Genomic DNA, 24,831 nt, shown 5'->3' on the forward strand with positions numbered 1-24,831 from the left:
TGTAATTCGTTACCACGAATTCAGTTAGAAAGGAATCAACCATGGATATCATCACGCTCGCTGAGGTTTCCGGTAATCTGAGCGCCATCGGCTACGGCCTCGCCGCCATCGGCCCCGGCATCGGCGTCGGCATCGTGTTCGGTAAGGCCATTGAGTCCACCGCTCGCCAGCCTGAGCTCGGCGGCAAGATCCAGACCCTGATGTGGATCGGCTTCGGTCTGATCGAGTTCCTTGCCCTGCTGGGTATCGTCGCTGGCTTCATCTTCCGCTGATTCGAAGGAACCGGTAATACAACGAACGAAGTGAAAGGAGGCGGATATGGAGACATTGGCTGAAAGCGGAATCATGCTGTTCGTCCCGAAGGTGTACGACATCGTCTGGTCGGCCATCATTCTGGTCATCGTCGCCCTGTTCTTCTACAAGTTCTTCCTGCCTAAGTTCCAGGCCGTGTTCGATGAGCGTGCGGCAAAGATCGAGGGAGGCATCGCCAAGGCCGAGCAGGCCCAGAAGGATGCCGACGAGGCCAAGGCCAAGTACGAGGCTCAGCTGAGCAACGCACGCGTCGAGGCTTCCAAGATCCGCGACGACGCACGCGCCGAGGCTTCCCATATCGTTGCCGACGCCCGTTCCCGCGCGGAGGCCGACGCCAACCAGATCACCGCCAGCGCGCAGCGTGCCATCGCATCGCAGCAGCAGCAGGCCCTGGTTTCGCTCAAGGGCGAGGTCGGCGCTCTGGCTACGGCTCTGGCAGGCAAGATCCTGGGCAGCGAGCTCCAGGACGAGAAGGTGCAGTCTTCCATGATCGATCAGCTGATCGACGGCATGGACTCGGACAAGCAGTGATATCAGGCAGAGAGAAAGGCAGGTGACATCATGCGAGGAGAAGCGTCTCGTATTTCGGATCGCGAATCGCGTGATTTGCTGGCATCCAAGCTGCGTGATACCCGCGAGGATGCATGGCGCATCGGCAATGAGCTGTTCGTCATCACCTCGCTGCTCGATGGCAACATCCGCATCGAACGTGCGCTTACCGACGTGTCACGACCCCTTGAGGACAAGGTTGCGTTCCTGAAGACCCTGCTGGGCGATCAGGTGCATCCGATGACGATGGAGATCATGACCGAAGTCGTCAAGCGTCGCTGGAGCCGCGCGACGGATATCGCGAACGCAGTCGAGGACTTCGGCGTGGACGCGATGATGTACTACGCGGACGCCACCGACAGCACGCTGCAGGTAGCCATCGAACTGGCGGAACTGCATTCCGCGCTGCTGAACATGCCGGTGGTGCGTGCCAAGCTCTACGACGAATCCGCGACGAGCGAGGCCCGAGTCAAGTTCTTCCACGAACTGTTTGACGACAAGGGACTCAACAAGGTCACGATGCGTCTGGCCGAGCATGCCACCGAAAACCTGCGCAAGCGCCGTTATCTGGAAACCATTCAGTGGCTGATCAACAAGCTTTCCCGCCACATGGGAGAGTCCATGGTCACCGTGACCACGGCGACGCCGCTGAGCCAGGCCCAGATCGACAAGCTGATCGCAGTGTACTCCAAGAAAGTCGGACGCCCGGTCCACATCAACTCCGTGGTCGACCCGTCCGTGCTCGGAGGCATGCGTGTGCAGGTGGGCGACGAAGTCACGGACAACACCGTGGTGGCGCAGCTGGAGAACTTGCAGCGCAGCGTGAAGACCGTATCCTGAACGGCCCTCAACGCTGAACAAACAGATTTTTATACAACAACAAAGGAGAGATCATGGCAGAACTTACCATTGATCCTGCCTCGGTGCGCAAGGCGCTGGACGATTTCGTCCAGGCGTACAGGCCGACCGACACCCCCACTCAGGAAGTGGGCTATGTCGCGACGGCCGGCGACGGCATTGCGCACGTGACAGGTCTGCCTGGTTGCATGGCCAACGAGCTGCTGACCTTTGAGGACGGCACGCAGGGCCTGGCGTTCAACCTTGATGCTCGCGAAATCGGTGTGGTTATCCTCGGTGATTTCGCTGGTATTGAGGAAGGCCAGGAAGTGCGCCGTACCGGCGAAGTGCTCTCCGTGCCCGTCGGCGATGGCTACCTTGGCCGCGTCGTGGATCCGCTGGGTCGTCCTATCGATGGCATGGGTGAGATCAAGACCGAAGGCCGCCGTATCCTGGAAGCCCAGGCACCGGACGTCATGCACCGTCATCCGGTCGACGAGCCTATGTCCACCGGCCTGAAGGCCATCGACGCCATGACGCCGATCGGCCGCGGTCAGCGTCAGCTGATCATCGGCGATCGCCAGACCGGCAAGACCGCCATCGCAATCGATACGATCATCAACCAGAAGGCCAATTGGGAGTCCGGCGACCCGAAGAAGCAGGTCCGCTGCATCTACGTGGCCATCGGCCAGAAGGGCTCCACCATCGCCTCCGTGCGTCAGAGCCTTGAGGAATCCGGCGCCATGGAGTACACCACCATCGTGGCCTCCCCGGCATCCGACTCCGCCGGCTTCAAGTACATCGCCCCCTACACCGGTTCCGCCATCGGACAGCACTGGATGTACAACGGCAAGCACGTCCTGATCGTCTTCGACGACCTGTCGAAGCAGGCCGAAGCCTACCGTTCGATCTCCCTGCTGCTCCGTCGCCCGCCGGGGCGTGAAGCGTACCCGGGCGACGTCTTCTACCTGCACTCCCGTCTGCTGGAGCGCTGCGCCAAGGTTTCCGATGACCTCGGCGGTGGCTCGATGACCGGCCTGCCGATCGTCGAGACCAAGGCGAACGACGTGTCCGCATACATTCCGACCAACGTGATCTCCATCACCGACGGTCAGATCTTCCTGCAGTCCGATCTGTTCAACGCCAACCAGCGTCCTGCAGTGGACGTCGGTATCTCCGTCTCCCGAGTCGGTGGCGCCGCACAGACCAAGGCACTGAAGAAGGTCTCCGGTACGCTGAAGATCTCCCTGGCCCAGTACCGTTCGCTGGAATCCTTCGCCATGTTCGCCTCCGATCTGGATGCGGCATCCAAGGCCCAGCTGAACCGTGGTGCGCACCTGACCGAGCTGCTGAAGCAGCCGCAGTTCTCGCCGTATTCGATGGAACAGGAAGTCGCCTCCGTGTGGGCCGGTACCCACGGCAAGATCGACGACCTGCCGTTGGAGGACGTGCTGCCGTTCGAGAAGGGCATGCTCGACTACCTGGAGCACAACACCGATATCCTCAAGACCATCCGCGAAACCGGTGACTTCACCGCCGACACCGAGGCAGCCCTCGACAAGGCAGTGGATGAGTTCCGCGCCACCTTCGTCACCAGCGAAGGCAAGCCGCTGGTCGAGAAGAAGCCCGACACGGAGCACGCCGCCCCGATCGAGCAGGAAAAGATCGTCGCGGGAGAGAAGTGATCCATGGGCTCGCAACTCGCATTGAAATCTAGGATCGCCTCCACCAGCTCGTTGGAGAAGATCTTCAACGCGCAGGAGATGATCGCGTCTTCGCACATCGCCAAGGCGCGCGACGTCGCCTTGAACGCGAAGCCGTATAGCGATGCGATTTCCGACGCCGTGCAAGCTCTGGTACAGCACACCCATATCGATCATCCGATCGTGAAGAAAAGCGAGAACGGCACCCGAGTGGCCGTTCTCGCCCTCACCTCGGATCGTGGTATGGCAGGTCCCTACACCTCCTCGATCATCCGCGAAACGGAATCGCTGCTGGCCCGCCTCGACGAGCAGGGCAAGCAGACGGAACTGTACGTGTATGGTCGTCGTGGAGTGTCGTACTACAAGTATCGCAACCGCGATATCGCAGGTACTTGGGAAGGCAATACCGACAAGCCCGGCGTTGAAGTCGCCGAAGCGATCTCGAAGGCACTGGTCGACGCGTACATGAAGCCGGACGAGGACGGCGGGGTTTCCGAACTCTACATCGTCTTCACCGAGTTCATCAACATGGTGGTGCAGAAGGTGCGCGTGCTGCGCATGCTGCCCGTCGAAGTGATCGCGGATCAGCCGACCAAGATCAACACCGACCAGAACGCCGAAGCGAGCCCGCTGTACGCGTTCGAGCCGAGCGTGGACGAGGTGCTGGACGCCATCCTGCCGAAGTACATTCAGTCGCGCATCCACGAATGCCTGCTCACCGCAGCCGCATCCGAAACGGCAAGCCGACAGAATGCCATGCACACGGCGACCGAGAACGCCCGCAGCCTGATCGACGATCTGACCCGTAAGCTCAACGCTTCGCGTCAGGCCTCGATTACCCAGGAACTTACCGAAATCATCGGCAGCGCCGACGCGCTGAATAAGAAGGAAGAGTAGGAACGCATATGGCTGAGAACCAGACTGCAGAAGCTACTGAGCCGATCGCCGGACGCGTTACGCGTATCCAGGGTTCGGTTATCGATGTTGAATTCCCGGTTGGCCATCTGCCCGACATCTACAACGCACTGACCGTTGAGCTGTCCGACATGGGCGCCAACGAGGAAGGCGAAAGCGGAAGCCATACGATTCCGCTGGAAGTCGAACAGCACCTCGGCGATTCCACCGTGCGCGCCGTCGCCCTGAAGCCGACCGACGGTCTCGTCCGCGGCGCTTCCGTGCGCGACACCGGCGGCCCGATCTCCGTGCCGGTCGGCGATGTGACCAAGGGCCACGTCTTCGACGTGTCCGGCAACATCCTGAACAAGAAGCCGGATGAGACCATCACCGTCACCGAGCGTTGGCCCATCCACCGCAACCCGCCCGCATTCGACCAGCTGGAATCCAAGACCCAGATGTTCGAAACCGGCGTGAAGGTCATCGATCTGCTGACCCCGTACGTGCAGGGCGGCAAGATCGGTCTGTTCGGTGGTGCAGGCGTCGGCAAGACCGTGCTGATCCAGGAAATGATTCAGCGCGTGGCCCAGAACCACGGCGGTGTGTCCGTGTTCGCAGGCGTCGGCGAGCGTACCCGTGAGGGTAACGATCTGATCGGCGAAATGGACGAGGCCGGCGTGCTTGAGAAGACCGCCCTGGTCTTCGGACAGATGGATGAGCAGCCGGGTACCCGTCTGCGCGTTCCGCTGACCGCACTGACCATGGCCGAGTACTTCCGTGACGTGCAGAACCAGGACGTGCTGCTGTTCATCGACAACATCTTCCGCTTCACCCAGGCGGGTTCCGAGGTGTCGACCCTGCTCGGTCGTATGCCTTCCGCCGTGGGCTACCAGCCGAACCTTGCCGATGAGATGGGCGCCCTGCAGGAGCGCATCACCTCCACCCGAGGCCACTCCATCACCTCGCTGCAGGCCATCTACGTGCCGGCCGATGATTACACCGACCCGGCTCCTGCCACGACCTTCGCCCACCTCGACGCGACCACCGAGCTTTCCCGTGAGATCGCATCGAAGGGCATCTACCCGGCAGTGGACCCGCTGAGCTCCACCTCGCGAATCCTCGATCCGCGTTACGTGGGCCAGGCCCACTACGAGTGCGCCAACCGCGTCAAGGCGATTCTGCAGCGTAACAAGGAGCTGCAGGACATCATCGCCCTGATCGGTATCGACGAACTGAGCGAAGAGGACAAGACCACCGTGAACCGCGCTCGTCGTATCGAGCAGTTCCTCGGCCAGAACTTCTACGTGGCCGAGAAGTTCACCGGTCGTCCGGGCTCCTACGTGCCGGCCGACGAGACCATCGAAGCCTTCACCCGCATCTGCGACGGCGTGTACGACAACGTGCCCGAGCAGGCCTTCTCCGGCATCGGCGGCATCGAGGATCTCGAGCGCAAGTGGCATGACATGCAGAAGGAATTTGGTGCCTGATGAGCGAAAAAGCCACGATGCAGGTGAACATCGTCTCCGCCGCACACCCCGTGTGGAGCGGCGAGGCGTTGCAGGTCACCATTCCCGCCTCCGGCGGTCAGATGGGTATTCTGCCTAATCACGAGCCTGTGCTCACGCTGATTAAGCAGGGTAAGCTTGCCGTGGTTGAGAAGAATGGTTCCCGTCACGTGATCGAGGTTGCGGACGGATTCATCTCCTTCGACTCGAACAAGCTCACCGTTGCGGTCGAGGACGCCGGCACGCTTAAGCAAGCGGAAGAAGACGCCGAGTAACCGCACTGACGATATCGTCTCCTTGGGGCGGCATTCCGAAAGGGATGCCGCCCTTCTGCTATGTTTGGCGGCTGATTTGTGGGCCGGGCGAAGATTGGGCCCATGCGCTAGGGTGGGCTGTTATGCGAATTTTGGTTGCCGATTGCTCTGCCGAATATTCGGGCCGTCTGAACGCCTCGCTGCCGCTCGCCAAACGCGTGCTGCTGGTCAAGGCCGACAACAGCCTGCTGATCTTCTCCGAACTGGGATCATACAAGCCGCTGAACTGGATGGCGGCCCCCTGCACGCTCAAGGACATCACCCCGCCGAACGCGGACGACGACGTGGATACGCCCGCACCCGAAAAAGTGCTTCGCGTGACATCCGACAAAACCTCCGACGTGCTCGAAGTCACCCTGCAGCACATCTACTCCGACGAAACCTACGATCTGGGCGAGGATCCGGGACTCATCAAGGACGGCGTCGAAGACCACCTGCAGCATTACCTGGCCGAACAGATCGAACGCATCGGCGAAGGCGCGAAACTCGTCCGCCGTGAATACCCGACCGCCATCGGCCCGGTGGACATCATGGCCACCGATGCGAACGGCGAACACGTCGCCATCGAAATCAAACGACATGGCGGCATCGACGGCGTGGAACAGCTCACCCGCTACTGCGAACTGCTGAACCGCGACCCGCTGCTCGCGCCGGTGCATGGCATCTTCGCCGCGCAGACCATCACCCCGCAGGCCCGCGTACTCGCCGAAGACCGCGGATTCCGTTGCCTGATCCTCGACTACGAGGAGATGAAGGGCACGGAAGACGATTCGCTACGACTCTTCTAGGCCTGTTTCCGATTCGGTTTCCGGTTTATTTATTGCCCGGCTTGGGCATCGGTTCGCCGGTCGTGTTCCGCAACGGAATCGCCGCGTGGAAATCCCATCGGTCGGTGGAACGTTCAACGGCCCACTGCCCGTGAATCGCTTCGACGGCTTTCCGGTACCGTTCCAAGCCGGAGTGCAGGCCGGCGCCGGCGTTCGGTTTTGGCTTGTCGGAAAGATCGATGCTGCATGAGTCTGCCGACCATGCGATCAGCATGGTGTACCTGCCGGAAGGGTCGGCGTGTTTGGCGATATTGCCGAAAAGCTCCCGTATGAGGCCGAGTATCAATACTGCCGTGTCGCCATCGATGGAGGACGGTTCCGTGCCCAAGCGGATTACGTCGCCGGAGAAACCACCTGTCGCAAGATTGCCCCGGCATACATGGATAACCTCGTCAAGTTCACGCAGGGCGTTCCCGGTATCAGGCTGAGGGGAAGGTGCCGTTCCATCCTGCCGGATAGGGGCTTTGTCATCTTCGAGCGTGAGGATGGCTTTTCTGGTGTGTGTTAGGGCGTCAAGAGCCATAGCGCGAATATTCGACCATACTTCGCGCTGACCTTCCTCACAGGTCGACAGCTGATGCTCGGCCATCATGACGATGTCGCTCAGATCGTTCGTCGTATAGTCATGAAGATTCTGCGCGATACCGGCGTTGGCGAGCAGTGTCTGCTCCCGTTGCATGTGCCGTTGCTGTTCGCCGTTCTTGCGGATGAGCGTGCTGACGCACAGCGTCAACGCAACAAGGCACGGGAAGGAAAGCAGATTGTTGTTGATTGTCGGGAACGCGACGGCATAAGGGGAGAGGACGATGGCGCCAAGCAACGCGATACCGGCCAGAACGGCTTCGATGAGATCCGAATAACCGATGAATCCCACCGCAAGCAGCGCCAGAAGCAGCATTGGTACGAACGCGATTCCGCCGAAGAGGAAATCGGCCACGGATAAGGCGATGATCGCGTAGCAGCCGTGATTCGGAACGGACGCGAACCATCCTGTGGTGAGAATCATGATGAGTGCGCAACCGAGGTGCCAAGGCCAGCGCGACCAGTCAGACACCCAATCGACGCCGACGTTAATGACCGCGATGGCCCCCAGAAGACCAACGACTGCGGCGAATGCGCCATGTGGTGCATGCGCCGCGAGCCGGGTTGCGATTCCTCGACGAATGATGGTGGGATGTTGCATCGATCGTTCCTTGAATGGGAAGGGCGCTGGGCTACGTCAGGTTATGCCAGGTATGCCAGGTTATGCCCGATTGCGTCAGATGATATGTGCCCGTCGACATGTCGCGATGACATCATGCCAATCGGAGGCGTGGAATTTCGTTTTGATATTGCGGCGATGGGAGAAAACCGTGTCCGCGGAGATGCCGAGTCGTGTCGCGATCTGTTTTGTGTTCAACCCGGATGCGCTGAGTGTAAGAATGCGTTGCTCGGCATTGGTGAGTCTCGGCATGGTTGTGGCTTCGATGTCGGTCGGAGTGGTGGTGGGCGCAAAGGCGGGGCGTGGAGTGTGCAGTATGTCGGTGATTGCCGAAGGCAGTTGCTCGGAAAGCGTTGTTTTGTCCAGAATCGTCGGAATACCGGCCTGCGATGCCTCCGCCCGATACAGTTCCGGCTCGTATGAGGTCATGCCGATGATCGCGGTCGTGGGGGAGACCTGATGAAGGATCCGTGCGACTTGCGGTCCTGTGACTCCGTTCAAGGCCATGTCAAGAAACAGTATGTCGGTGGGGCTGTTGCCGGACTGGCATTCCTGTATGGCTCGTGTCGGGAACGTCGTCGACCAGAGGCTCAACTCCAACCCGTTTCTATGATTCAACTGGTTTAGCATCAATGTGATGTATTGCATTGCGCAGGCGTCGTTGTCGAGCACACCGATGCGTACGTTCCGAACGGCATTATTCCCCCTAGGCATCATGCTTGCAGTGTATCGCAATGCTGTGCTGCTGGATGATGCCGTTTCGTGAAACGGTCTGCAGTTTACTGCAGATGTGCTGGGATGGCAGTCCCTACCCGCATACATTGGGTTCCGTAAGACAAGATGTCTTACGAACCATACAGAGACAAGGAGTTCCAAAGATGAAATCTCTGAGTATGAACAAAGTGGGGAAATGGTGCGCAGCCGTCATAGTCGCGATTGCCTCCATGTTCTGTTTCGCGGCACCGGCTATGGCCAATAATCATGCTGATACCGCGTGGAGCGCATATCTGAAGAAATGAGAAACCGCAGATACACCGAATAGGCAGAAGCAGGATGCTTCCTATGCGTACATCAAGGCGGATTCCGTTACAGGCAACCGGAAGATTCGTGCATGGGCACTTGGATTTTCCAATAATGATGTGAACTCCAGCACTGTAACCTTTACAACAGGCCAGTCGAGAAAGATCAGTCAGTATGCATTTGAAAACAACGGGAACAGGCCATGCCAGATTCATCTGCGGTTGCAAAATGCAGGTAAATATCCATCAACAACACAGGCATGGGGTGTATGGAGTCCTGATTCTGTCTGATTGATGTAGCTGGGATATCTGGTTGCCTTTGGACAATCAGATATCCCATTTCAGGATCGGAATATAGGGAAGGCTGAATAATGGATGGCATTTTACTGCAAGCGCAGCTGAAAAGGGGGTTGCTCAGCATTCGGTTTGCCGTGGTCGTCGTTCTCTCATTTTCTTTGGTCGTAATCCAATGGTGGACGATGCGGCATCTTGGTTACAGAATTCCGTGGCATGAGCCGACGTTTCTGGATGAAGTACTGCTGTTCGATTCATATGGTAGCGGAACGACGTTGTATGAATTCCTGTTCCCCTTTTTAGCCGCGTTGGCGGGCGGCAGCGTGCTGGCCACGGAACGGCGTAGCGGCAGATTATTGTTGCTTCAAGCTCGCTCCAGTTATGGTGTTGTGGAACGTACGTCGTTATGCTCCGGGTTCCTGCTGGGGGCCTTGGGAGGAGTGCTTCCGTATGTCATGAGTCTCGTATTTTCGGCGGTCAGAAATCCGCATCTGACGTTTATCGACGGTGTGGAGAGCTCTGATACGGAAATTGCGAGTTTCCAGTACATATTGATTTGGTCTGAAGGTTGGGCTTATCCGATCTATAAGTTGAGTCAGCCATTATGTATCGCAGTGGTTGGGCTACTGGTGGCTGTTGTCTCAGGATTATTTACATGTTTGGCGGTTGCGATTTCGCCATTTGTGAAGCATAAGAACGTTGAGGTGCTGGTGCCGGTTGCTTTCCTGCTGTTGTGGTGGATGTTTCCTGCGATAGTTCCAATGCCGGAGCACACAGAGGAGTTGAATCCTGTTTTGTATTTGGCGATTGATGGCTTCGAATCGCTTTATGCGAAGGTGCCGAATCTCATAGGCATCGCGATAACGCTTGTGGGTCTTCCCGCGATAACCGCCATGCTGTGCTGGCTGCAAAGGAGGCTCCATGACCGGTGAGCTGTTCACGCCACTGCAACGGCTTTCCTCCAATGCGAAGAGGGCGATGCTGCTGGCCGGAATATGCGGCATGGCGTATCTCGTTTCGGTACTGCAACAGCCCTTTTCCCTGCTCGATCTGTACCAGGGGTGCATGGTGGAGATGGCGGAACGTGTGGTTCTGCCCGCGAACCTCATACTGTTCTGCATGGGATGCGCGCGGTTCGGCGCCTTCGAGCGGGTGCGGCGGAATCCCGCCGATGAGTTCCGTTTGAATGCCGCATGGTCGGTGTTCGTATCGGTTGCTGTTTCCCTGACCGTCTGGGCTGTGTTCGTCATCGCGAATGTGCTGAAGGAAAGCCTGACCGACCCACGGCAGTGGACGCTGTGCGCGATTATGCTGGCGCAATTGTTCATGATGAACATGTCGGTGACATTGGCGGTTTGGCTGCTGATGAACATGGGCATGGATTGGGGGCAGGTGTTGCCGCCGATCATCGTCGTGTTCATCATCGCCGATTTCTGTTTGAAACCCATGGCCGGCGACCTGACCCGATATGCCTTCTACTTCTGGTACCCGATCGGCGATTCCTGGCGGACGGTGTTCATCCAACAGGTAGTTCCCTTCCTTGGGTACTGCATGCTTATGATTATGGCGAACGTGGTCGCTTTCGGCAGAAGCGACAGATTGAGACTGACATGATGGTGTGGAAGAGAGCCGTCCAAGTGCTGCGTGAGGGCAACGGCCTGCGCCTCATGATCGTGACCATGTACGCGGTGATGACATACCGCTTCTACACGAGCGGTCAGGATTGCAGGATATTCATCGGCATGTTCCGCGTTCCTGACCCGTATATGCCGTCCGGTTTGGAAAGCAATCTGTACGCCATCGGATTCATGGTTGTCGGTGTGGCGTTGATGCTTGAACGCCCCTCGGAATACCTCAGTATTCCCGAAACGATGGTGTACGTGCGTAGACCTCGCGGCTTACCGAGATTCCTCGGATATTGCGCGATGGTAGCGGTGTACTGCCTCGTCTACGCCGGAGTGCAGCTGGCTGTGGCCCTTCATGTGGTGTATGCGTCTTCCAAGCCGCTGGTGATTGGCGCGGTGTGCGCGGGATGGACGCTGCTGGTGCTGGTGTTGGCCATCAATCTGGGTTATCTCGGCAGGAATCGCCCCTACGGTTATCTTGCGGCAATGGTGATGTACATCGTGCCGCTGTCCTATGCGCCGTTGATGCGTTGGCTGCTCGAATCGCCTACAGGCGTGCCGAATTGGAGTGTGGCGTTAGGGGTTCTGACGGCAGGGCTGATCGCGGCGAACTATGCGCTATTCGAACGTTTGGAAATCATCTGACCTTCTTGGTTTCGTAAGGAGAACATCATGTACATCGACATTGACCATGTGTCGAAGAGCATCAAGAACAAGAACGTGCTGCGAGACGTCAGCGCCGGATTCGAACGTGGAAGAATCTACGGCGTGGTAGGGCCGAACGGTTCGGGCAAAACCATGCTGCTGCGTGCTATCTGCGGGTTCATCCGGCTGGACGCAGGCACGGTCACCATGAACGGCGAGCCAGTCGTGTTCAACCGGAAGTTGCCGGACTCCGTGGGGGTGATCATTGAGAATCCGGGGTTCGTGCTGTCTGAAACGGGCATGCAGAATCTGAAATATCTGGCTGGAATCAATAGGGATTTCGATCAGGAGGAAACGGAACGGTTGCTGCGGTTGTTCGATTTGTTGGACCATGTCGATGACAAAGTGAAATCGTATTCGTTGGGTATGCGGCAGAAACTCGCCATCGTACAGGCGTTGATGGAGCATCAGCATCTGATCGTGCTGGACGAGCCGACGAACGGACTGGATCAGGAATCCGTGGCGATGTTCCTTGAGGAGATGCGACGCCAACGGGAGCGGGGCGCCACCGTCATCATCGCGTCACATCATTACGACGAGCTCAATCAGATCGCCGATTACTGCTATACGATGCGCGATGGCGTTCTACGCCCAGCAGACTGAACCACGGACTGAACCGCCAACTGAACCACAGACCAAAAAAGAAGCCTTCCCGGTACCCCGGGAAGGCTTCTTCGCTATATCAGCCGGAATCCGTTACGGACAACCGGCGGCCGCCGATCAGTACGCGGCGAGGATATCGACCACGAATACCAGCGTCGAATTCGCCGGAATCGAGCCGGAGGCCTTATCGCCGTAACCCTTGTCCGGCGGAATCACCAGCAGGACCTGCGAGCCGACCGTCTGACCGATCAGACCATCCTTCCAACCCTGGATGATCTGGCCGGAGGAGGAGACATCGGCGTCGAAGGTGGTGTTCTTATCCCACGAGGAATCGAACTGCTTGCCGTCGGTCGTCCAACCGGTGTACTTCACCACCGCGGTCATGGAATCGGTGATCTTCGTGCCCTTGCCCTTGATGAGCGTCTGGGTGATCTGCTTGTCGACCGACTTCTGGCCGTTCATATCGATCGAAGGCTTGCCGTTCTTGCCCAGCGTCACCTTCGGCAGCGAGGCCGGAATGTCGGCGACCTTATCGCCTTCCGCACGGGTGAGATCCTTCGACTTGGACACGAGCGTGTAGACGAGGATGTAGGAGGTGTTCGCGGAATTGCTGTCGTTGATGCCGAACGCGATGGACGTGTTGAGCTTCTGGCCGACCATCGTCTTGTACGGTTCGATCTGCTTGAGGTTGGAATCGGACAGCAGGATGGAGCAGTCGGGAGTGTTCTTCTCCCACGAGCTCATCAGTTCGGAACCGTCCTTGACGTTCATCGCGATGCCCTGGGCGCACACGCGGTCGCCCTTCTGGATGGTATCGCCGTCGCCCTTCTGCAGAATCGCGTAAGTGTTGTTCTGCACCGTCATCGGGGTTTTGAAGGAGACCTTCGGCTTCTCGCCGAGCTTACCGGTGGCGGTGATTCCGGAGATCTGGTCCATATTGATCGTCTGCTTGGAGGAATCGGAGGAATCCTTGGCGGAACTGGAGGAGTCGGAGGAGCCGTTGGAACAACCGGCAAGCGTGGCGCACATGGCCAGCGCGCATCCGGCCGCCAGAGCGGAGCGGAGCAGCATGGTGATCTTATGTGAATGCATGACATATCACTCTAGCCGGGAACCCTGATTTTCCGGCTATAACGCCCTATTGTTAGAATGGTGACGCTATGAGTTTTTTGAAACGGACAAACGAATCCGAGGTCGAAGCCATGGATAACGAGCCAAGTGCAGAAAAAAAGGCGCGTCACCATGCGAGGCTGATGCGCGGTGTGGTGACACCGATCCTGGGTCTGCTCGCCGTAGCATCCATCGGGCTTGGTCTTATGAACGCCACCGAATGGAAGCCCAGCCGTACGATTACGGCGCAGACGCAGGTGTCCGGAAGCCGTTATGTCGTGACGGACCCCGGTGTGAGCGGTCTGGTCGACGATGATGTGAAAGTGAACGTGTCGGTGAGCGGGGCGGAGAAGGTTTGCATCGCCTCCGCTTCGGCCAAGGATGCCACGGGATGGCTGTCCGGCGAAACGTATACGCGAGTGACCGGTCTTCAGGATTGGTCGACGTTGAGCACGGAGAAGGTCGCCGGAAGCGCGAATGCGTCCGCCGATGCCGCAGCCGAGGGGTCGACGGAAGTCGATTTCAAGGATTCCGACATGTGGCGTGCCGTGACATGCGACGAGAGGAACGTTGAAACCGAAGTCAACGCCAAAGACAGTTCCGACGTGCTGCTCATCGATTTGGGCAAGAAGCAAAGTGCGGACGTTTCCTTCACGTGGACGCGTAAGACCCTGCCTGATTTCGCGATGCCGTTCTACTTCGTCGGCGGATTGCTGGCGTTGGGCGCGGTGCTGACCGCATCCGTATTCGCCATGCCGCCGCATCGCCGCCGCAACAAGCGCGTGGTGACCGGTATGGCCGATCAGCTTCAGCCCGAAGAGCAGCAGCCGGCCGAGGAAGTGTCGGTGAAGGATGCCGTGGCCGGAAGCCTGAGTGGCTTGGCTTCCGCGTTCAAGCCGCGGTCCAAGAGGAGCCGTAGGCATGCCGCCGGTGCTGGTGAGGAGGCCGCGCAGCCGACTGTGGTCGATCCGTCCGCACGCAACCTGGTGGCGGATGCCGCCGGTGACGCGGGAAGCGATGACGAGTCGGTGGGCGAGGAGACGTCGGTGATTTCCGCCGACGAACTGCAGGCATACTTCGCGCGTTTGGCGCAGGAGGCCGGCGAATCCTTCGGTGCCGGAACGGGAACCGATTCCGAGGCTGAGGATGCGGCGGATGCGGCCGAGAGCGAGGGCGACAGAGAGACCGAGTCTGAGTCTGAGCCTGAGTCCGTGTTCAAGCCTGAAGCCCAGTCCGTGTTCGAGCCCGAGCAGGAGGCCGCGCAGGAAACCGAACCGGAGACTGAACCGGGGACTGAACCGGAAACCGAGTCGGCAGCCGAGGATGAAGCTGAGGATGAAGCCGAGGATGAGGCCGGCACCGAAACGGAAGAGGTGTCGGAGGAAACTGAGGCCGAGACTGAGGTTGCAGCCGACGTTGAGGGCGAATCCGAATCCGCTGACAGCGAATCCGCAGATTCGGACGATACGGTGTCGGAAGAAACCGAATCCGATGAATCCGCCGAATCGAACGAATCCGCCGAATCGAACGAATCCGACGATAACGATACGGACTCCGCCGAGAGCGCACCTTCCGATGAGGAATCCGCCGAAGAGGAGGAAGCCTGATGAACAAACGTACTTTGACCAGAATCACGGCGCTTATCGCCAGCGCCGGAATGCTCGTCTCCCTCGCGGCATGCGAAGGTCAGGTTCCGCAGGTCACGTCGACCTCATCCGAAAAGACCACGCCCGACCTGAGCACGGCCCAGGAAAAGGCGATCCGCAATAAGATCCTCGACGTGCTCGACGCCGCGGACAACAGCAAAAGCGCGGACGGCCTGGCCGAACGCGTCACCGGACCGCAGCTCGACGTGCGCACCAGCGAACTCACCATCGCCCGCGCGACCGGCAAACTGCAGGCCAAGGCGACCATTCCGCGCAAGATCACGCAAACCGTCATCCCCGTCAACGACGGATGGCCGCGCACCGTGTTCACCATCACGACCACAACCGACGACCAGCAGTCCAAGAGGCTTCTGGTACTAACCCAGGATTCCGCCCGCGACAACTACAAGCTGTGGGGCGTCGCAAGGCTGTTCCAGGGCGCGAAGCTGCCGAAGTTCGAAGTGCCCAAGCTGGGCAGCGAAATGGGCACGGCGAAGGATTCCAAACTGGTGGCGACCCCCGCCGAAGCGGTCAACGAATACTGCGACCTGCTCAACAGCGGCGACTCCAGCAAGTTCAAGAAGGACTTCGCCGACGACATGTTCCGTGAGGATCTGCAGAAGCTGTCCGCCACGGTGCAGCAGGGCATGGAAGCGAACAAGGGCACGCAGCAGCAGGTGTTCACCGTGCCGAAGGATCAGATTAAGATCATGCGTTCGGCGGACGGTGGCGATCTGGTCGTGGCCCGTATCGATTCCACATGGACACGTCAGGCCGGCGAGGGCCGAGAATCGTTGCCCGCCTCGGATGAGGAGAAGGCGCTGTTCGGCGGCGGCAAGGCCACCAGCACGATGAAGGTCACCTATGTGAACGTGATTGCGCTGTGGGTGCCGGCAGCCGGATCCGGCCAGCAGATCACTGCCGTGGGTGCGGAACGCCAGCCCATCAAGGTGGAGGCCCTGTAAGCCGCGCGAGAAGGCCGTATACCACATTGCGGCCATGAAAAACAGGGCATTGCGCGCAACATGAAATCGTTGCTGGTACTTATAGTTAAGCCAGCAACGATTTTTGTTTTGGGAGGACACCATGGCAGGTCAGCAGCAGTTCAATCCGGGCGTTTCGTTGGCGGGCGCAGTCGACTTGGAGGCATTGAAGCACCAGGTCAAAGCCGAACCCGGTCAGGCCGGTGGAGCGCCGGCAGCCGGCGGATACGTGATCGACACCACCGAAAACACGTTCCAGGCGATGGTGCAAACCTCGGCCACGTTCCCGATCCTGCTGTTCCTGTGGATTCCAACCGATGACCGACTGTTCCCGATGGCACGCAAGCTCGCCGACGCGGTCAACGCGATGAACGGCCAGATTCAGATGTCCCGCATCGACATCGCAACCAACCCGAATATCGCCCAAGCGCTGCAAGTGCAGGGCGCTCCGGCGATGTTCGCCCTGATCGGAGGCCGCCCGATGCCGCTGCTGCAGGGGCTTCCCACCGACGAGGAAATGCAGCAGATCACCGAACAGGTGCTGCCGAAGATCGTGGCCATGGCCCAGCAGGCCGGCGTGAACGGCACCGCACCGTACTCCGGCGACCCCGACGAGGCCGGAGCGCAGGATGAGGGCGCCGCGAACCCCGCTTCCGTGGTGCCGCCCGAGCATCAGGAAGCGTACCAGCTTGCGCAGGCCGGCGACTATGCCGGTGCCGCAGCCGCATACGAGCAGGTGCTCGAAGCCGATCCGAACGATGCGCTCGCCGCGCGTGAGCGTTCCAAGGCGCTGCTGCTGGCGCGTTCCGCCACGGCGAACGTGCGCGAAGTGCGCACCGCCGCCGCCGATCGCCCGGATGACGTGGAAGCGCAGCTTGCCGTGGCCGATATCGACATGATCGGCGGTCAGATCCAGGATGCGTTCGACCGTCTGCTTGATTTCGTGGCGGCCGGGCATAAGGCGGATATCGAGCCGGTGCGCCAGCGTCTGCTTGAATACTTCACCATTCCTGAAACCGGCGATCCGCGTCTGGCGGCGGCACGACGCCGTCTCGCCACGCTGATGTACTGAGCCGTTGTATGGGCGTTCCGTGGTTTCCGCGGAACGCCTTATTAATCGCCCATCTTGTTCGTGCCGAACACCTGCTGGAAGCTGGGGCCCTTCTCGCTCAGCTCGGCCTCGAACTCGCCCGCCCACCTGCTGAACGGACTGGCGGCCAGGCTTTCGTTGCTGAATCGCGGCTGATCGGTGACTTCGGTCAGGCAGAACTTCGGAATCGTCAGATTCGTCACCGGGCCGCTGCGCGCGGCTTCGGCGATGATAAGCGGCGCATTCGTCGCGCCGAACACGTCCACATTCCAGCCGTCCTCGGCGATCCACACGGAATAGCGGTTCTTGATGACCGTGTCGCCGCCGCGCGTGATCAGTTCCGCCGCGATGCGCGTATCGATCTCCATTTCCTTCTCATACCGTGTGCCCAGCGAGGCCGGCCCTTTCACCGTTACGTAGGCGTGGGAGAAGGCGTCGCGGTAGTCGTGCAGCACGTCGATGGGGTACGTGTCGCAATCCATGACAAGGTTGATGCTTCGCGACGTGAGGCGCACGCGCAGCGCGTAATTGTCGGAATGCACGTAATAGCTCTGGATGACCAGTTCCGGCGAATTGTCCTTACGATATTCGCCGGGCAGCGCATGGCAGAAGAAGCGGCGCTCGTATTCGAAATCATTCATTGGCTCGGACATAACTCAAGTCTAGACGGTTTTATTACGGCGCGGTTGGGCGAAGCGCGGCGATTTCGGCTTTTTTATTGGGTTTTATCGGGTTCGCCCTAGGTTTGCCTTGGGTTTGTGGTCCGCTGCGCGGGTGCGGGGCGCGATTGGGGCATTCGGTGTGTTTGGTGGCTGAGGTTTTCGTTCAGATGGTGTAGAGTAGGGGAGTTGCTCGGGTTTGTAGCTCAGTGGATAGAGCGTCTGTCTCCGGAACAGAAGGTCGTGGGTTCGATCCCCATCAAGCCCACCGCAAGGGTTTTCGACGATACGTCGGAAGCCCTTTTTTCATGCCGTGAATCCGGTGCCCGCTTGGGGTTGATTATGAATCATCGGAGCTGATGCTGGAGAGTATAGGGTTGAGGATGAGAAGCTGGGTGTTCAACTGGCCTTTGTGGCTGGCTGAACACCCTTCACCTTAGGATTCCCGCTTATTGTTGCGATAATCGGCGACGAACGTATAGCCGGTGAAGGCTACGGCGATAATGTCGGCCGTCAAGGTGTCGATTCTTGTCGCCACTATGACGATGAACACCGTCGCGAATGCGAGCAGCAGCGGTCCTCCTTCCGGTGGCTTCTCATTGCTCTTGCGCATTGCTGCGCCTTTCTTTTGTGCCGCGCCAACTGCCCGCTGGCGCGGTCGATGGGCAGCCCCGCCTTGTAGCGGAACGGGCCGTGATGTGTCCGCGTGACTGGTCACAAGACGGCGAATCCCATCGTATCGATTGATAGCGAAGTCTATAGAACTGGTCTATGATGAAGGAGTCGGTGAGGCGCGTGAACCATCCACACTTTAAGTGGCGGCGAAACCAAGCTTTTGCGGGTGGGCCGATCCGATGGGGTGGCTACTCTCCATCCCCTGTTTGTGCCGCGAGGGCCGGTATCCAGCCGATGGGTGCCGGCCCTTGGGTTTGTTAGTCCCTGAATCGTTGCGTCTTCGATTTGGGTACCGTTTTAGGTACCGCTGCTTAGGTGATAAATCCGCACTGGCCGCCCACCCGCAGTGGCCGGATTGCGGGCAGGGCGGGCGGGCGCGTGGGTCGGGCAAGTAGACTGCTGGGAAAGATGTAACCGGCATCGGTTCGCCGCTCATCGTTCGGTGTGCGCGGCGTGGCGTATGCCCTGATCGCAAGGAGTGCACAATGAACGAATCCCTGGAAGCGGTGGCGACCTCTCAGGCCCCGGCGGCGCTGGGCGCATACAGCCAGGGCGTGAAGGCGAACGGCTTCGTGTTCGTCTCCGGCCAGCTGGGCATCGACCCGGCCACCGGCGAACTGGCTGGCGAGACCGCCGGCGAGCAGGCCGGTCAGGCGCTGAAGAACATCAAGAACATCCTCGATGCCGCGGGCAGCAGCCTCGAAAAGGTCGTTCGCGCCACCATCTACATGAAGAACGTCGACGATTTCAAGGAAGTCGACGCCGTGTACGCTCAGACTTTCACGGGATCCGTCAAGCCGGCCCGCGTGGCTTTCGGTGGCAACAACATTCCGAAGGGTGCGCTCGTCGAGATCGACGCCATCGCCGTGCAGTGACGATCGCAATGATCGCAACACAGTGATATTGGTCCCGGTTTCATCCGGACCCGATCCGTCTGGCCCCGTGCGAAGTTGATTCCCACGGGGCTTTTGCATGCCGCCACAGTCGCACGGCAATCCGAATACTGCCCCATGCGAGGGCTTCGCGTACCCGCATACCGTATAGTTGCCCCTTGGATGCGCGTGCCGGAACGGCCGCATCCATCACAGCATCGCGGGCAAGGAGCATATACGAATGACCGTGCAATCAGACAATGAACGCAGACGGCCTGAAACGGCGGGGGAGTCGAGCGTAGCGGAAACAACGGAATCCGCGCAAACGACGGGAACCACGGAAACGACGGACGAGCATAACGGTCTCGAACGCAAGATGAGCGCCCGCCACCTGACCATGATCTCCCTCGGCGGTGTGATCGGCACGGGCCTGTTCCTCAGCTCCGGCTACACCATTCACCAGGCCGGACCGTTCGGCGCGATCCTCGCCTACGGCATCGGCTCGCTGCTCGTATACTTCATCATGCTCAGCCTGGGCGAGCTGTCCGTCGCCATGCCCTACGCCGGCAGCTTCCACCTGTACGCCAAACGCTTCATCGGCCCCGGCACCGCGTTCACCATCGCCGTGCTTTACTGGCTGAATTGGGCCGTGGCGCTCGCCTCCGAATTCACCGCGGCTGGCCTGCTCATGCAACGATGGTTCCCTGATTCGCCGGCATGGATATGGTCCGCGGTGTTCATCGTCGTGGTGTTCCTTCTCAATATTCTTTCCGTGCGGTTGTATGGCGAATCGGAATTCTGGTTCGCCAGCATCAAGGTGGTCGCCATCATCGCGTTCATCGTGGTCGGTCTGCTCGCGATTTTCGGCATCATCCCCATCAAGGGCTACAGCCATGCGCCGCTTTTCGGCAACTTCGTTTCCGAAGGCTTGCTGCCGAACGGCGTTGTCCCCATCTTCTCCACCCTGCTCACCGTGGTGTTCGCCTTCTCCGGCACCGAGGTCGTGGGCGTGGCCGCGGGTGAAACCAAGGACCCGCAGAAGGCCATTCCCAAGGCCGTGCACACCACCGTGCTGCGTCTGGCCATCTTCTTCATCGGTTCCATCGCTGTGATGTCCGCGCTCATCCCGTGGCAGAAGGCCGGCGTCGATACCAGCCCGTTCGTGCTCGTCTTCCAGTCCATCGGCATGCCGTTCGCCGGTGACATTATGAACTTCGTGGTGCTCACCGCCGTACTGTCCGCCGCGAACTCCGGCCTGTACGTGTGCTCGCGCATGGTCTGGTCGCTCGCCAAGGAGCATATGATCCCGTCCGCGCTCGCCAAAACCAACTTCCATGGCGTGCCGGTGTTCGCCGTGCTGTTCAGCATGGCCGGCAGCCTGCTCGCCCTGCTCTCCTCCGTGGTGGCCGCATCGACCGTGTATCTTGCGCTGGTCGCCGTGTCCGGTCTGGCCACGCTCGTGGTGTGGGCGTCGGTTTCCGTATGCCATATTCTTTTCCGCAAGCGTTGGATCAGTGAAGGCCATAGCGTGAGTGAACTGCGCTACAAGGCTCCCGGCTATCCGTTCGTGCCGATCGCCGCGATCGTGATGTGCATTGGTGCGCTGGTGCTCGTGGTCCTCGACCCGTCCCAGCGTTCGACGTTGCTGTACATGATTCCGTTCGTCGCGTTGTGCTACGTGGGCTATTACGCTTCCGAAGCGTGGCGTCGCCGCAAGAACGGCAAACGCTGAACCTGCGCTGAATCTCATCGCCGGATCGGCACAACCCGCGTAATCCGCGGTTTCACCCCTCCCTTTCCCTTCGCTTGGGCGCGTATTCCACGCCTTGAAGCGAAGCGGAATCGGAGGGGTGATTCTGTCTGCGTGCTCGGTAGACTTGGAGGAATGAGTCCAGAAGCGCTTAGTGAACTGATTTTCAACATCGTCAACGACCTTGTGAACGAAGGCAAGGCCGGTACGTTAACCGCAGATCTTATCCCCCCGCAGGCCAAGTTCGCCGTGATGCGTCCGAAGGACCGTGCGCACGGCGATTGGGCTTCCAACGCCGCCATGCAGCTGGCCAAGAAGGCCGGCATGAAGCCGCGTGATTTCGCCGAACTGTTCGCGGCGGAACTCGTCAAGGCGGACGGCATCAAGTCCGTGGAAGTGGCCGGCCCCGGCTTCATCAACATCGTGCTCGACTCCGCTTCCGCCGCAGCCGTGGTGGATGCCGTGCTCGAAGCCGGTGACTCGTACGGCAAGAACGATCATCTTGGCGGCGAAACCCTGAACCTCGAATTCGTTTCCGCCAACCCGACCGGTCCGATCCACATCGGTGGCACCCGTTGGGCGGCCGTCGGCGACTCCATGGCCCGCGTGCTCGAAGCCAACGGCGCCAAGGTCGTGCGCGAATACTACTTCAACGATCACGGCGAGCAGATCAACCGTTTTGCCAAGTCCCTCGTTGCCGCCGCGCACGGTGAAACCACGCCGATCGACGGCTACAAGGGCGCCTACATCGACGAGATCGCACAGCGCGTCATCGACGAAGCCAAGGCCGACGGCGTCGACATCCTCAACCTGCCGCGCATCGACGGCGGTTCCGACGAGAACGGCGAGCCGCTGGGCGAAGGCGATTCCGAACAGCGTGAGGAATTCCGCAAGCGTGCGGTTCCGATGATGTTCGATGAGATCCGCAAGTCCATGAAGAACTTCCGCGTCGACTTCGACGTGTGGTTCCACGAGAACAGCCTGTACAACGACGGAGAGGTCGACAAGGCCATCGCCGACCTGCGCGAACGCGGCGACATCTACGAGAAGGACGGCGCCACCTGGTTCGAATCCACCAAGCACGGTGACGACAAGGATCGCGTGATCATCAAGTCCGACGGCAACTACGCCTACTTCGCCGCCGACATCGCCTACTACCGCAACAAGCGTCATCGTGACGTCAACCCCGCCGACGTCGCCATCTACATGCTCGGCGCCGACCATCACGGCTACATCGGCCGCATGATGGCCATGTGCGAGGCGTTCGGCGACAAGCCCGGCGAGAACATGCAGATCCTCATCGGCCAGCTGGTCAACGTGATGAAGGACGGCAAGGCCGTGCGCATGTCGAAGCGCGCGGGCAACGTCGTCACCATCGACGACTTGACCGATGCCATCGGCGTGGACGCCTCCCGTTATTCGCTGGCTCGCACCGACTACAACTCCCCGGTCGACATCGACCTCAACCTGCTCGCATCCCACAGCAACGAGAACCCGGTGTACTACGTGCAGTACGCGCACGCCCGCTCCTGCAACGTGGACCGCAACGCTGAAACCGCGGGCATCACCTACGAAGGCGCCGACCTGAGCCTGCTCGACACCCCGGCCGACGGCGAAGTGCTCGCCGCCCTGGCCCAGTGGCCGGCCCTGCTGCGCGAAGCCGGCAACCTGCGCGCCCCGCACCGCGTCGCCCACTACCTGGAAGACCTCGCCGCCACCTACCACAAGTGGTACAACGTCGAACGCGTGGTCCCGATGGAACTCACCGAGCCGGAAACCCGCGACGAACAGGCCGAAGCGCTGCGCATCGCCAAGGCGCCGGAACCCGCCCGCGCCGCCGCCCGACTCAATCTCAACGACGCCGTCAGGACCGTGATCGCCGAAGGCCTCGACCTGCTCGGCGTCACCGCTCCGGAAAAGATGTGACCATGCCCGTTACCCCCATCTGGCCGGAAGCCAGCAGCGTCAACGAAAACGGCGAAATCACCTTCCACGGGCGCACCGCCGAAAGCCTGCTCGACGAATTCGGTTCGCCGCTCTACCTCATCGACACCGACGAGGTGAAGCATCGCGCCGAAAAGTTCGTGCACGCCGCCGCCAACGCCTTCGACAACACCGTCACCCACGTGAGTTTCGCCGGCAAGGCGTTCCTCAGCAAGGAAATCTGCCGCATCGTCACCAAGGCGGGCATGCTCATCGACACCTGCTCCATGGGCGAAATGCGCATCGCGCTCGCCGCGGGCGTCCCCGGGCGCAGGCTCGTGCTGCACGGCAACAACAAGTCCAACGAGGAGATCGCGCTCGCCATCGAACAGGGATTCGCGAAAATCGTCATCGACGAACCCGATGAGCCGGCACGCATCGCCGAAATCGCACGCAAACTGGGCAAGCGCGCCAAGGTCATGCTGCGCGTGACGTCCGGCATCCACGCGGGTGGCCACGAGTTCATCTCCACCGCGCATGAGGATCAGAAGTTCGGCGTCTCACTGCTGCCTGCCGGTGCCGATACCGGCAAGCTCGCCGTGCTGGACGATCTGACCGACATCACCCCGGCCGGTTCCAACGCGCGTCTCGCCGAAAACGAGAACGGCGGCGCGACCGGCGCGACCGGAGACGGTCATGCGGAACGCGAACTGCAGTACGACATCAAATACCCGTACGATCTGAGCCACGAGAAGGTTTCCGAAGGCGACCGCAAGCTCGCCGACGCGATGACCATGGTGGCCGACGGCCCGGCGCTCGCCGTGCTCAAGGAGATCTACCGTCATCAGGATGTGCTCGAACTGGTCGGCGTGCATTCGCATATCGGTTCCAACATCCACGACGCGGACGCCTTCATCCAGGCCGCCAAGCGCATGATGCTGCTGCGCAAGACCTTCTACGCCACCGACGCCTACACGCTGCCCGAAGTCGACCTGGGCGGCGGGTATTCCGTGGCCTACACGGACGGCGAGGATTCGATGGATATCGACGTGGAGCTGAAGCGCCTGTCCGAAGCCGTGTCGGCCATCAACCGTGCGCTCGGCATGCCCGCGCCGGTCATCTCCTTCGAACCGGGCCGTTGGATCGTGGCCCCGGCCGGTGTGACGCTGTACCGCGTGGGCACCGTCAAGCCGGTCCGTCTCAGCGGCGACACCACCGACAAGGCCGGCAATCCGGTCACCGAACGCGTGTACGTGTCCGTCGACGGCGGCATGAGCGACAACATCCGCCCGGCCCTGTACGGCGCGGATTACGCCGTGAAACTCGCGAACCGTAAGGGTTCCGACGAGACCAGGCTGTCGCGCGTGGTCGGCATGCACTGCGAATCCGGCGACATCATCGTGCACGAATGCCAGCTGCCCGCCGACATCACGCGCGGCGACGTGCTCGCCGTGCCGGTCACCGGCGCATACGGTCGCACGATGGCCAGCAACTACAATCAGGCGCTGATTCCGGCGGTCGTGGGTGTTTCCGAAGAGGGAGCGCATGTCATGATCCGCCGTCAGACCATCGACGATCTGCTCGATTGGGACGTCAGCGAATGACGGAAACGGTATGAGCCTGGCAACGCCCGCGGGAGTTTTTCCGCGGGCGTTGTTATTTGGTGCCGGTGCCGTGCGGATGATGTTGCGGATACTGTACGGATGACGTTGCGGGCGCAAGCCGCTTCGATTCG

Annotated in this window: 24 protein-coding genes and 1 tRNA gene; 20 read left to right on the forward strand and 5 right to left on the reverse strand. The window is 60.2% G+C overall.

Features of this window, described 5'->3' with window-relative positions:
• Window positions 1-41: 41 nt before the first annotated feature.
• From atpE to nucS, 8 genes are all read left to right on the forward strand, one after another.
• Window positions 42-272, forward strand: a complete 231-nt coding sequence (atpE, locus tag KIH75_RS03480; RefSeq protein ID WP_219055418.1) for an ATP synthase F0 subunit C — start codon at window positions 42-44, stop codon at window positions 270-272.
• Between the two features lie 46 nt (window positions 273-318).
• Window positions 319-843, forward strand: coding sequence for a F0F1 ATP synthase subunit B (locus tag KIH75_RS03485; protein ID WP_033523434.1), 525 nt, complete (start codon window positions 319-321; stop codon window positions 841-843).
• Between the two features lie 30 nt (window positions 844-873).
• Entirely contained in the window at window positions 874-1,701 is an 828-nt protein-coding gene (locus KIH75_RS03490; protein ID WP_219055419.1) for a F0F1 ATP synthase subunit delta, read from the forward strand.
• Window positions 1,702-1,754: 53 nt separating this feature from the next.
• Window positions 1,755-3,383: a F0F1 ATP synthase subunit alpha gene (atpA, locus tag KIH75_RS03495; RefSeq protein WP_219055420.1), complete on the forward strand. Its 1,629-nt coding sequence runs from the start codon at window positions 1,755-1,757 to the stop codon at window positions 3,381-3,383.
• Between the two features lie 3 nt (window positions 3,384-3,386).
• Entirely contained in the window at window positions 3,387-4,298 is a 912-nt protein-coding gene (locus KIH75_RS03500) for a F0F1 ATP synthase subunit gamma (RefSeq protein WP_219055421.1), read from the forward strand.
• Between the two features lie 8 nt (window positions 4,299-4,306).
• Window positions 4,307-5,782 carry a F0F1 ATP synthase subunit beta gene (gene atpD, locus KIH75_RS03505; RefSeq protein WP_219055422.1) on the forward strand — a complete coding sequence of 492 codons (1,476 nt, stop codon included), beginning with the start codon at window positions 4,307-4,309 and terminating at the stop codon, window positions 5,780-5,782.
• Window positions 5,782-6,075: a F0F1 ATP synthase subunit epsilon gene (locus tag KIH75_RS03510; RefSeq protein WP_219055423.1), complete on the forward strand. Its 294-nt coding sequence runs from the start codon at window positions 5,782-5,784 to the stop codon at window positions 6,073-6,075. The genes atpD and KIH75_RS03510 overlap by 1 nt, the downstream gene beginning before the upstream one ends.
• Before the next feature lie 122 nt (window positions 6,076-6,197).
• Window positions 6,198-6,902: an endonuclease NucS gene (gene nucS, locus KIH75_RS03515; protein WP_219055424.1), complete on the forward strand. Its 705-nt coding sequence runs from the start codon at window positions 6,198-6,200 to the stop codon at window positions 6,900-6,902.
• Window positions 6,903-6,927: 25 nt separating this feature from the next.
• Here the strand turns inward: nucS and KIH75_RS03520 are convergent, their stop codons facing one another.
• Together KIH75_RS03520 and KIH75_RS03525 are read right to left on the reverse strand one after the other, a co-directional pair.
• Complete coding sequence (locus KIH75_RS03520; protein ID WP_236028012.1) at window positions 6,928-7,947, reverse strand: sensor histidine kinase; 1,020 nt, start codon at window positions 7,945-7,947, stop codon at window positions 6,928-6,930.
• Window positions 7,948-8,199: 252 nt separating this feature from the next.
• Complete coding sequence (locus tag KIH75_RS03525) at window positions 8,200-8,814, reverse strand: LuxR C-terminal-related transcriptional regulator (protein WP_338024281.1); 615 nt, start codon at window positions 8,812-8,814, stop codon at window positions 8,200-8,202.
• Window positions 8,815-9,532: 718 nt separating this feature from the next.
• Here KIH75_RS03525 and KIH75_RS03530 point away from each other — a divergent pair.
• Genes KIH75_RS03530 through KIH75_RS03545 form a run of 4 tightly spaced genes read left to right on the forward strand, consistent with a single transcriptional unit; the run spans window position 9,533 to window position 12,388 of the window.
• A complete protein-coding gene (locus KIH75_RS03530; RefSeq protein ID WP_236028013.1) occupies window positions 9,533-10,387 on the forward strand; it encodes an ABC transporter permease in 855 nt (284 codons plus the stop codon).
• Entirely contained in the window at window positions 10,377-11,069 is a 693-nt protein-coding gene (locus tag KIH75_RS03535) for a beta-carotene 15,15'-monooxygenase (protein ID WP_219055425.1), read from the forward strand. The genes KIH75_RS03530 and KIH75_RS03535 overlap by 11 nt, the downstream gene beginning before the upstream one ends.
• On the forward strand, window positions 11,066-11,725 hold the full coding sequence (locus tag KIH75_RS03540; RefSeq protein ID WP_219055426.1) for a hypothetical protein: 660 nt from the start codon (window positions 11,066-11,068) through the stop codon (window positions 11,723-11,725). Before KIH75_RS03535 ends, KIH75_RS03540 begins: the two co-directional genes overlap by 4 nt.
• Before the next feature lie 27 nt (window positions 11,726-11,752).
• Window positions 11,753-12,388 (forward strand): ABC transporter ATP-binding protein, encoded by a 636-nt coding sequence (locus tag KIH75_RS03545; RefSeq protein ID WP_219055427.1) that lies wholly within the window; start codon window positions 11,753-11,755, stop codon window positions 12,386-12,388.
• A gap of 117 nt (window positions 12,389-12,505) precedes the next feature.
• On the opposite strand, the gene KIH75_RS03550 is transcribed toward KIH75_RS03545, so the two are convergent.
• A complete protein-coding gene (locus KIH75_RS03550; protein WP_236028014.1) occupies window positions 12,506-13,480 on the reverse strand; it encodes an FKBP-type peptidyl-prolyl cis-trans isomerase in 975 nt (324 codons plus the stop codon).
• 68 nt (window positions 13,481-13,548) lie between these two features.
• Between KIH75_RS03550 and KIH75_RS10080 the strand changes: the two genes are divergently transcribed.
• The 3 genes from KIH75_RS10080 (at window position 13,549) to KIH75_RS03565 (ending at window position 17,199) form a co-directional block, all read left to right on the forward strand.
• Complete coding sequence (locus KIH75_RS10080; protein ID WP_236028015.1) at window positions 13,549-15,105, forward strand: MSCRAMM family adhesin SdrC; 1,557 nt, start codon at window positions 13,549-13,551, stop codon at window positions 15,103-15,105.
• Window positions 15,105-16,109 (forward strand): DUF8094 domain-containing protein, encoded by a 1,005-nt coding sequence (locus KIH75_RS03560; RefSeq protein ID WP_219055428.1) that lies wholly within the window; start codon window positions 15,105-15,107, stop codon window positions 16,107-16,109. Before KIH75_RS10080 ends, KIH75_RS03560 begins: the two co-directional genes overlap by 1 nt.
• A gap of 121 nt (window positions 16,110-16,230) precedes the next feature.
• Window positions 16,231-17,199, forward strand: a complete 969-nt coding sequence (locus KIH75_RS03565) for a co-chaperone YbbN (RefSeq protein ID WP_219055429.1) — start codon at window positions 16,231-16,233, stop codon at window positions 17,197-17,199.
• Between the two features lie 41 nt (window positions 17,200-17,240).
• Here the strand turns inward: KIH75_RS03565 and KIH75_RS03570 are convergent, their stop codons facing one another.
• Window positions 17,241-17,870, reverse strand: a complete 630-nt coding sequence (locus KIH75_RS03570; protein ID WP_219055430.1) for a CYTH domain-containing protein — start codon at window positions 17,868-17,870, stop codon at window positions 17,241-17,243.
• Between the two features lie 201 nt (window positions 17,871-18,071).
• Between KIH75_RS03570 and KIH75_RS03575 the strand changes: the two genes are divergently transcribed.
• Window positions 18,072-18,144, forward strand: a tRNA-Arg gene (locus KIH75_RS03575).
• Between the two features lie 168 nt (window positions 18,145-18,312).
• Here KIH75_RS03575 and KIH75_RS03580 read toward each other — a convergent pair.
• Entirely contained in the window at window positions 18,313-18,489 is a 177-nt protein-coding gene (locus KIH75_RS03580) for a hypothetical protein (RefSeq protein ID WP_219055431.1), read from the reverse strand.
• A 547-nt stretch (window positions 18,490-19,036) separates the two neighbouring features.
• On the opposite strand from KIH75_RS03580, the gene KIH75_RS03585 reads away from it, so the two are divergent.
• From KIH75_RS03585 to KIH75_RS03600, 4 genes are all read left to right on the forward strand, one after another.
• Entirely contained in the window at window positions 19,037-19,426 is a 390-nt protein-coding gene (locus KIH75_RS03585) for a Rid family detoxifying hydrolase (RefSeq protein WP_219055432.1), read from the forward strand.
• A 373-nt stretch (window positions 19,427-19,799) separates the two neighbouring features.
• On the forward strand, window positions 19,800-21,155 hold the full coding sequence (locus KIH75_RS03590; protein WP_219055447.1) for an amino acid permease: 1,356 nt from the start codon (window positions 19,800-19,802) through the stop codon (window positions 21,153-21,155).
• Window positions 21,156-21,308: 153 nt separating this feature from the next.
• Window positions 21,309-23,099: an arginine--tRNA ligase gene (gene argS / locus KIH75_RS03595; protein ID WP_219055433.1), complete on the forward strand. Its 1,791-nt coding sequence runs from the start codon at window positions 21,309-21,311 to the stop codon at window positions 23,097-23,099.
• Window positions 23,100-23,101: 2 nt separating this feature from the next.
• Window positions 23,102-24,700, forward strand: coding sequence for a diaminopimelate decarboxylase family protein (locus tag KIH75_RS03600; protein WP_219055434.1), 1,599 nt, complete (start codon window positions 23,102-23,104; stop codon window positions 24,698-24,700).
• Window positions 24,701-24,831 lie beyond the last annotated feature (131 nt).

The sequence above is a fragment of the Bifidobacterium pongonis genome, from assembly GCF_019331805.1.
GTDB lineage: Bacteria > Actinomycetota > Actinomycetes > Actinomycetales > Bifidobacteriaceae > Bifidobacterium > Bifidobacterium pongonis.

Bases quoted from the DNA above. Each gene is read 5' to 3' on its own strand.
- KIH75_RS03545 (WP_219055427.1), top strand. From the start codon at position 11,753: ATGTACATCGACATTGACCATGTGTCGAAGAGCATCAAGAACAAGAAC.
- KIH75_RS03500 (WP_219055421.1), top strand. From the start codon at position 3,387: ATGGGCTCGCAACTCGCATTGAAATCTAGGATCGCCTCCACCAGCTCG.
- atpD (WP_219055422.1), top strand. From the start codon at position 4,307: ATGGCTGAGAACCAGACTGCAGAAGCTACTGAGCCGATCGCCGGACGC.
- KIH75_RS03560 (WP_219055428.1), top strand. From the start codon at position 15,105: ATGAACAAACGTACTTTGACCAGAATCACGGCGCTTATCGCCAGCGCC.
- KIH75_RS03520 (WP_236028012.1), bottom strand. From the start codon at position 7,947: ATGATTCTCACCACAGGATGGTTCGCGTCCGTTCCGAATCACGGCTGC.
- nucS (WP_219055424.1), top strand. From the start codon at position 6,198: ATGCGAATTTTGGTTGCCGATTGCTCTGCCGAATATTCGGGCCGTCTG.
- KIH75_RS03535 (WP_219055425.1), top strand. From the start codon at position 10,377: ATGACCGGTGAGCTGTTCACGCCACTGCAACGGCTTTCCTCCAATGCG.
- KIH75_RS03490 (WP_219055419.1), top strand. From the start codon at position 874: ATGCGAGGAGAAGCGTCTCGTATTTCGGATCGCGAATCGCGTGATTTG.
- KIH75_RS03530 (WP_236028013.1), top strand. From the start codon at position 9,533: ATGGATGGCATTTTACTGCAAGCGCAGCTGAAAAGGGGGTTGCTCAGC.
- KIH75_RS03570 (WP_219055430.1), bottom strand. From the start codon at position 17,870: ATGTCCGAGCCAATGAATGATTTCGAATACGAGCGCCGCTTCTTCTGC.
- KIH75_RS03590 (WP_219055447.1), top strand. From the start codon at position 19,800: ATGAGCGCCCGCCACCTGACCATGATCTCCCTCGGCGGTGTGATCGGC.
- argS (WP_219055433.1), top strand. From the start codon at position 21,309: ATGAGTCCAGAAGCGCTTAGTGAACTGATTTTCAACATCGTCAACGAC.
- KIH75_RS03485 (WP_033523434.1), top strand. From the start codon at position 319: ATGGAGACATTGGCTGAAAGCGGAATCATGCTGTTCGTCCCGAAGGTG.
- KIH75_RS03510 (WP_219055423.1), top strand. From the start codon at position 5,782: ATGAGCGAAAAAGCCACGATGCAGGTGAACATCGTCTCCGCCGCACAC.
- KIH75_RS03550 (WP_236028014.1), bottom strand. From the start codon at position 13,480: ATGCATTCACATAAGATCACCATGCTGCTCCGCTCCGCTCTGGCGGCC.
- KIH75_RS03565 (WP_219055429.1), top strand. From the start codon at position 16,231: ATGGCAGGTCAGCAGCAGTTCAATCCGGGCGTTTCGTTGGCGGGCGCA.
- KIH75_RS03580 (WP_219055431.1), bottom strand. From the start codon at position 18,489: ATGCGCAAGAGCAATGAGAAGCCACCGGAAGGAGGACCGCTGCTGCTC.
- atpA (WP_219055420.1), top strand. From the start codon at position 1,755: ATGGCAGAACTTACCATTGATCCTGCCTCGGTGCGCAAGGCGCTGGAC.
- atpE (WP_219055418.1), top strand. From the start codon at position 42: ATGGATATCATCACGCTCGCTGAGGTTTCCGGTAATCTGAGCGCCATC.
- KIH75_RS10080 (WP_236028015.1), top strand. From the start codon at position 13,549: ATGAGTTTTTTGAAACGGACAAACGAATCCGAGGTCGAAGCCATGGAT.
- KIH75_RS03540 (WP_219055426.1), top strand. From the start codon at position 11,066: ATGATGGTGTGGAAGAGAGCCGTCCAAGTGCTGCGTGAGGGCAACGGC.
- KIH75_RS03585 (WP_219055432.1), top strand. From the start codon at position 19,037: ATGAACGAATCCCTGGAAGCGGTGGCGACCTCTCAGGCCCCGGCGGCG.
- KIH75_RS03600 (WP_219055434.1), top strand. From the start codon at position 23,102: ATGCCCGTTACCCCCATCTGGCCGGAAGCCAGCAGCGTCAACGAAAAC.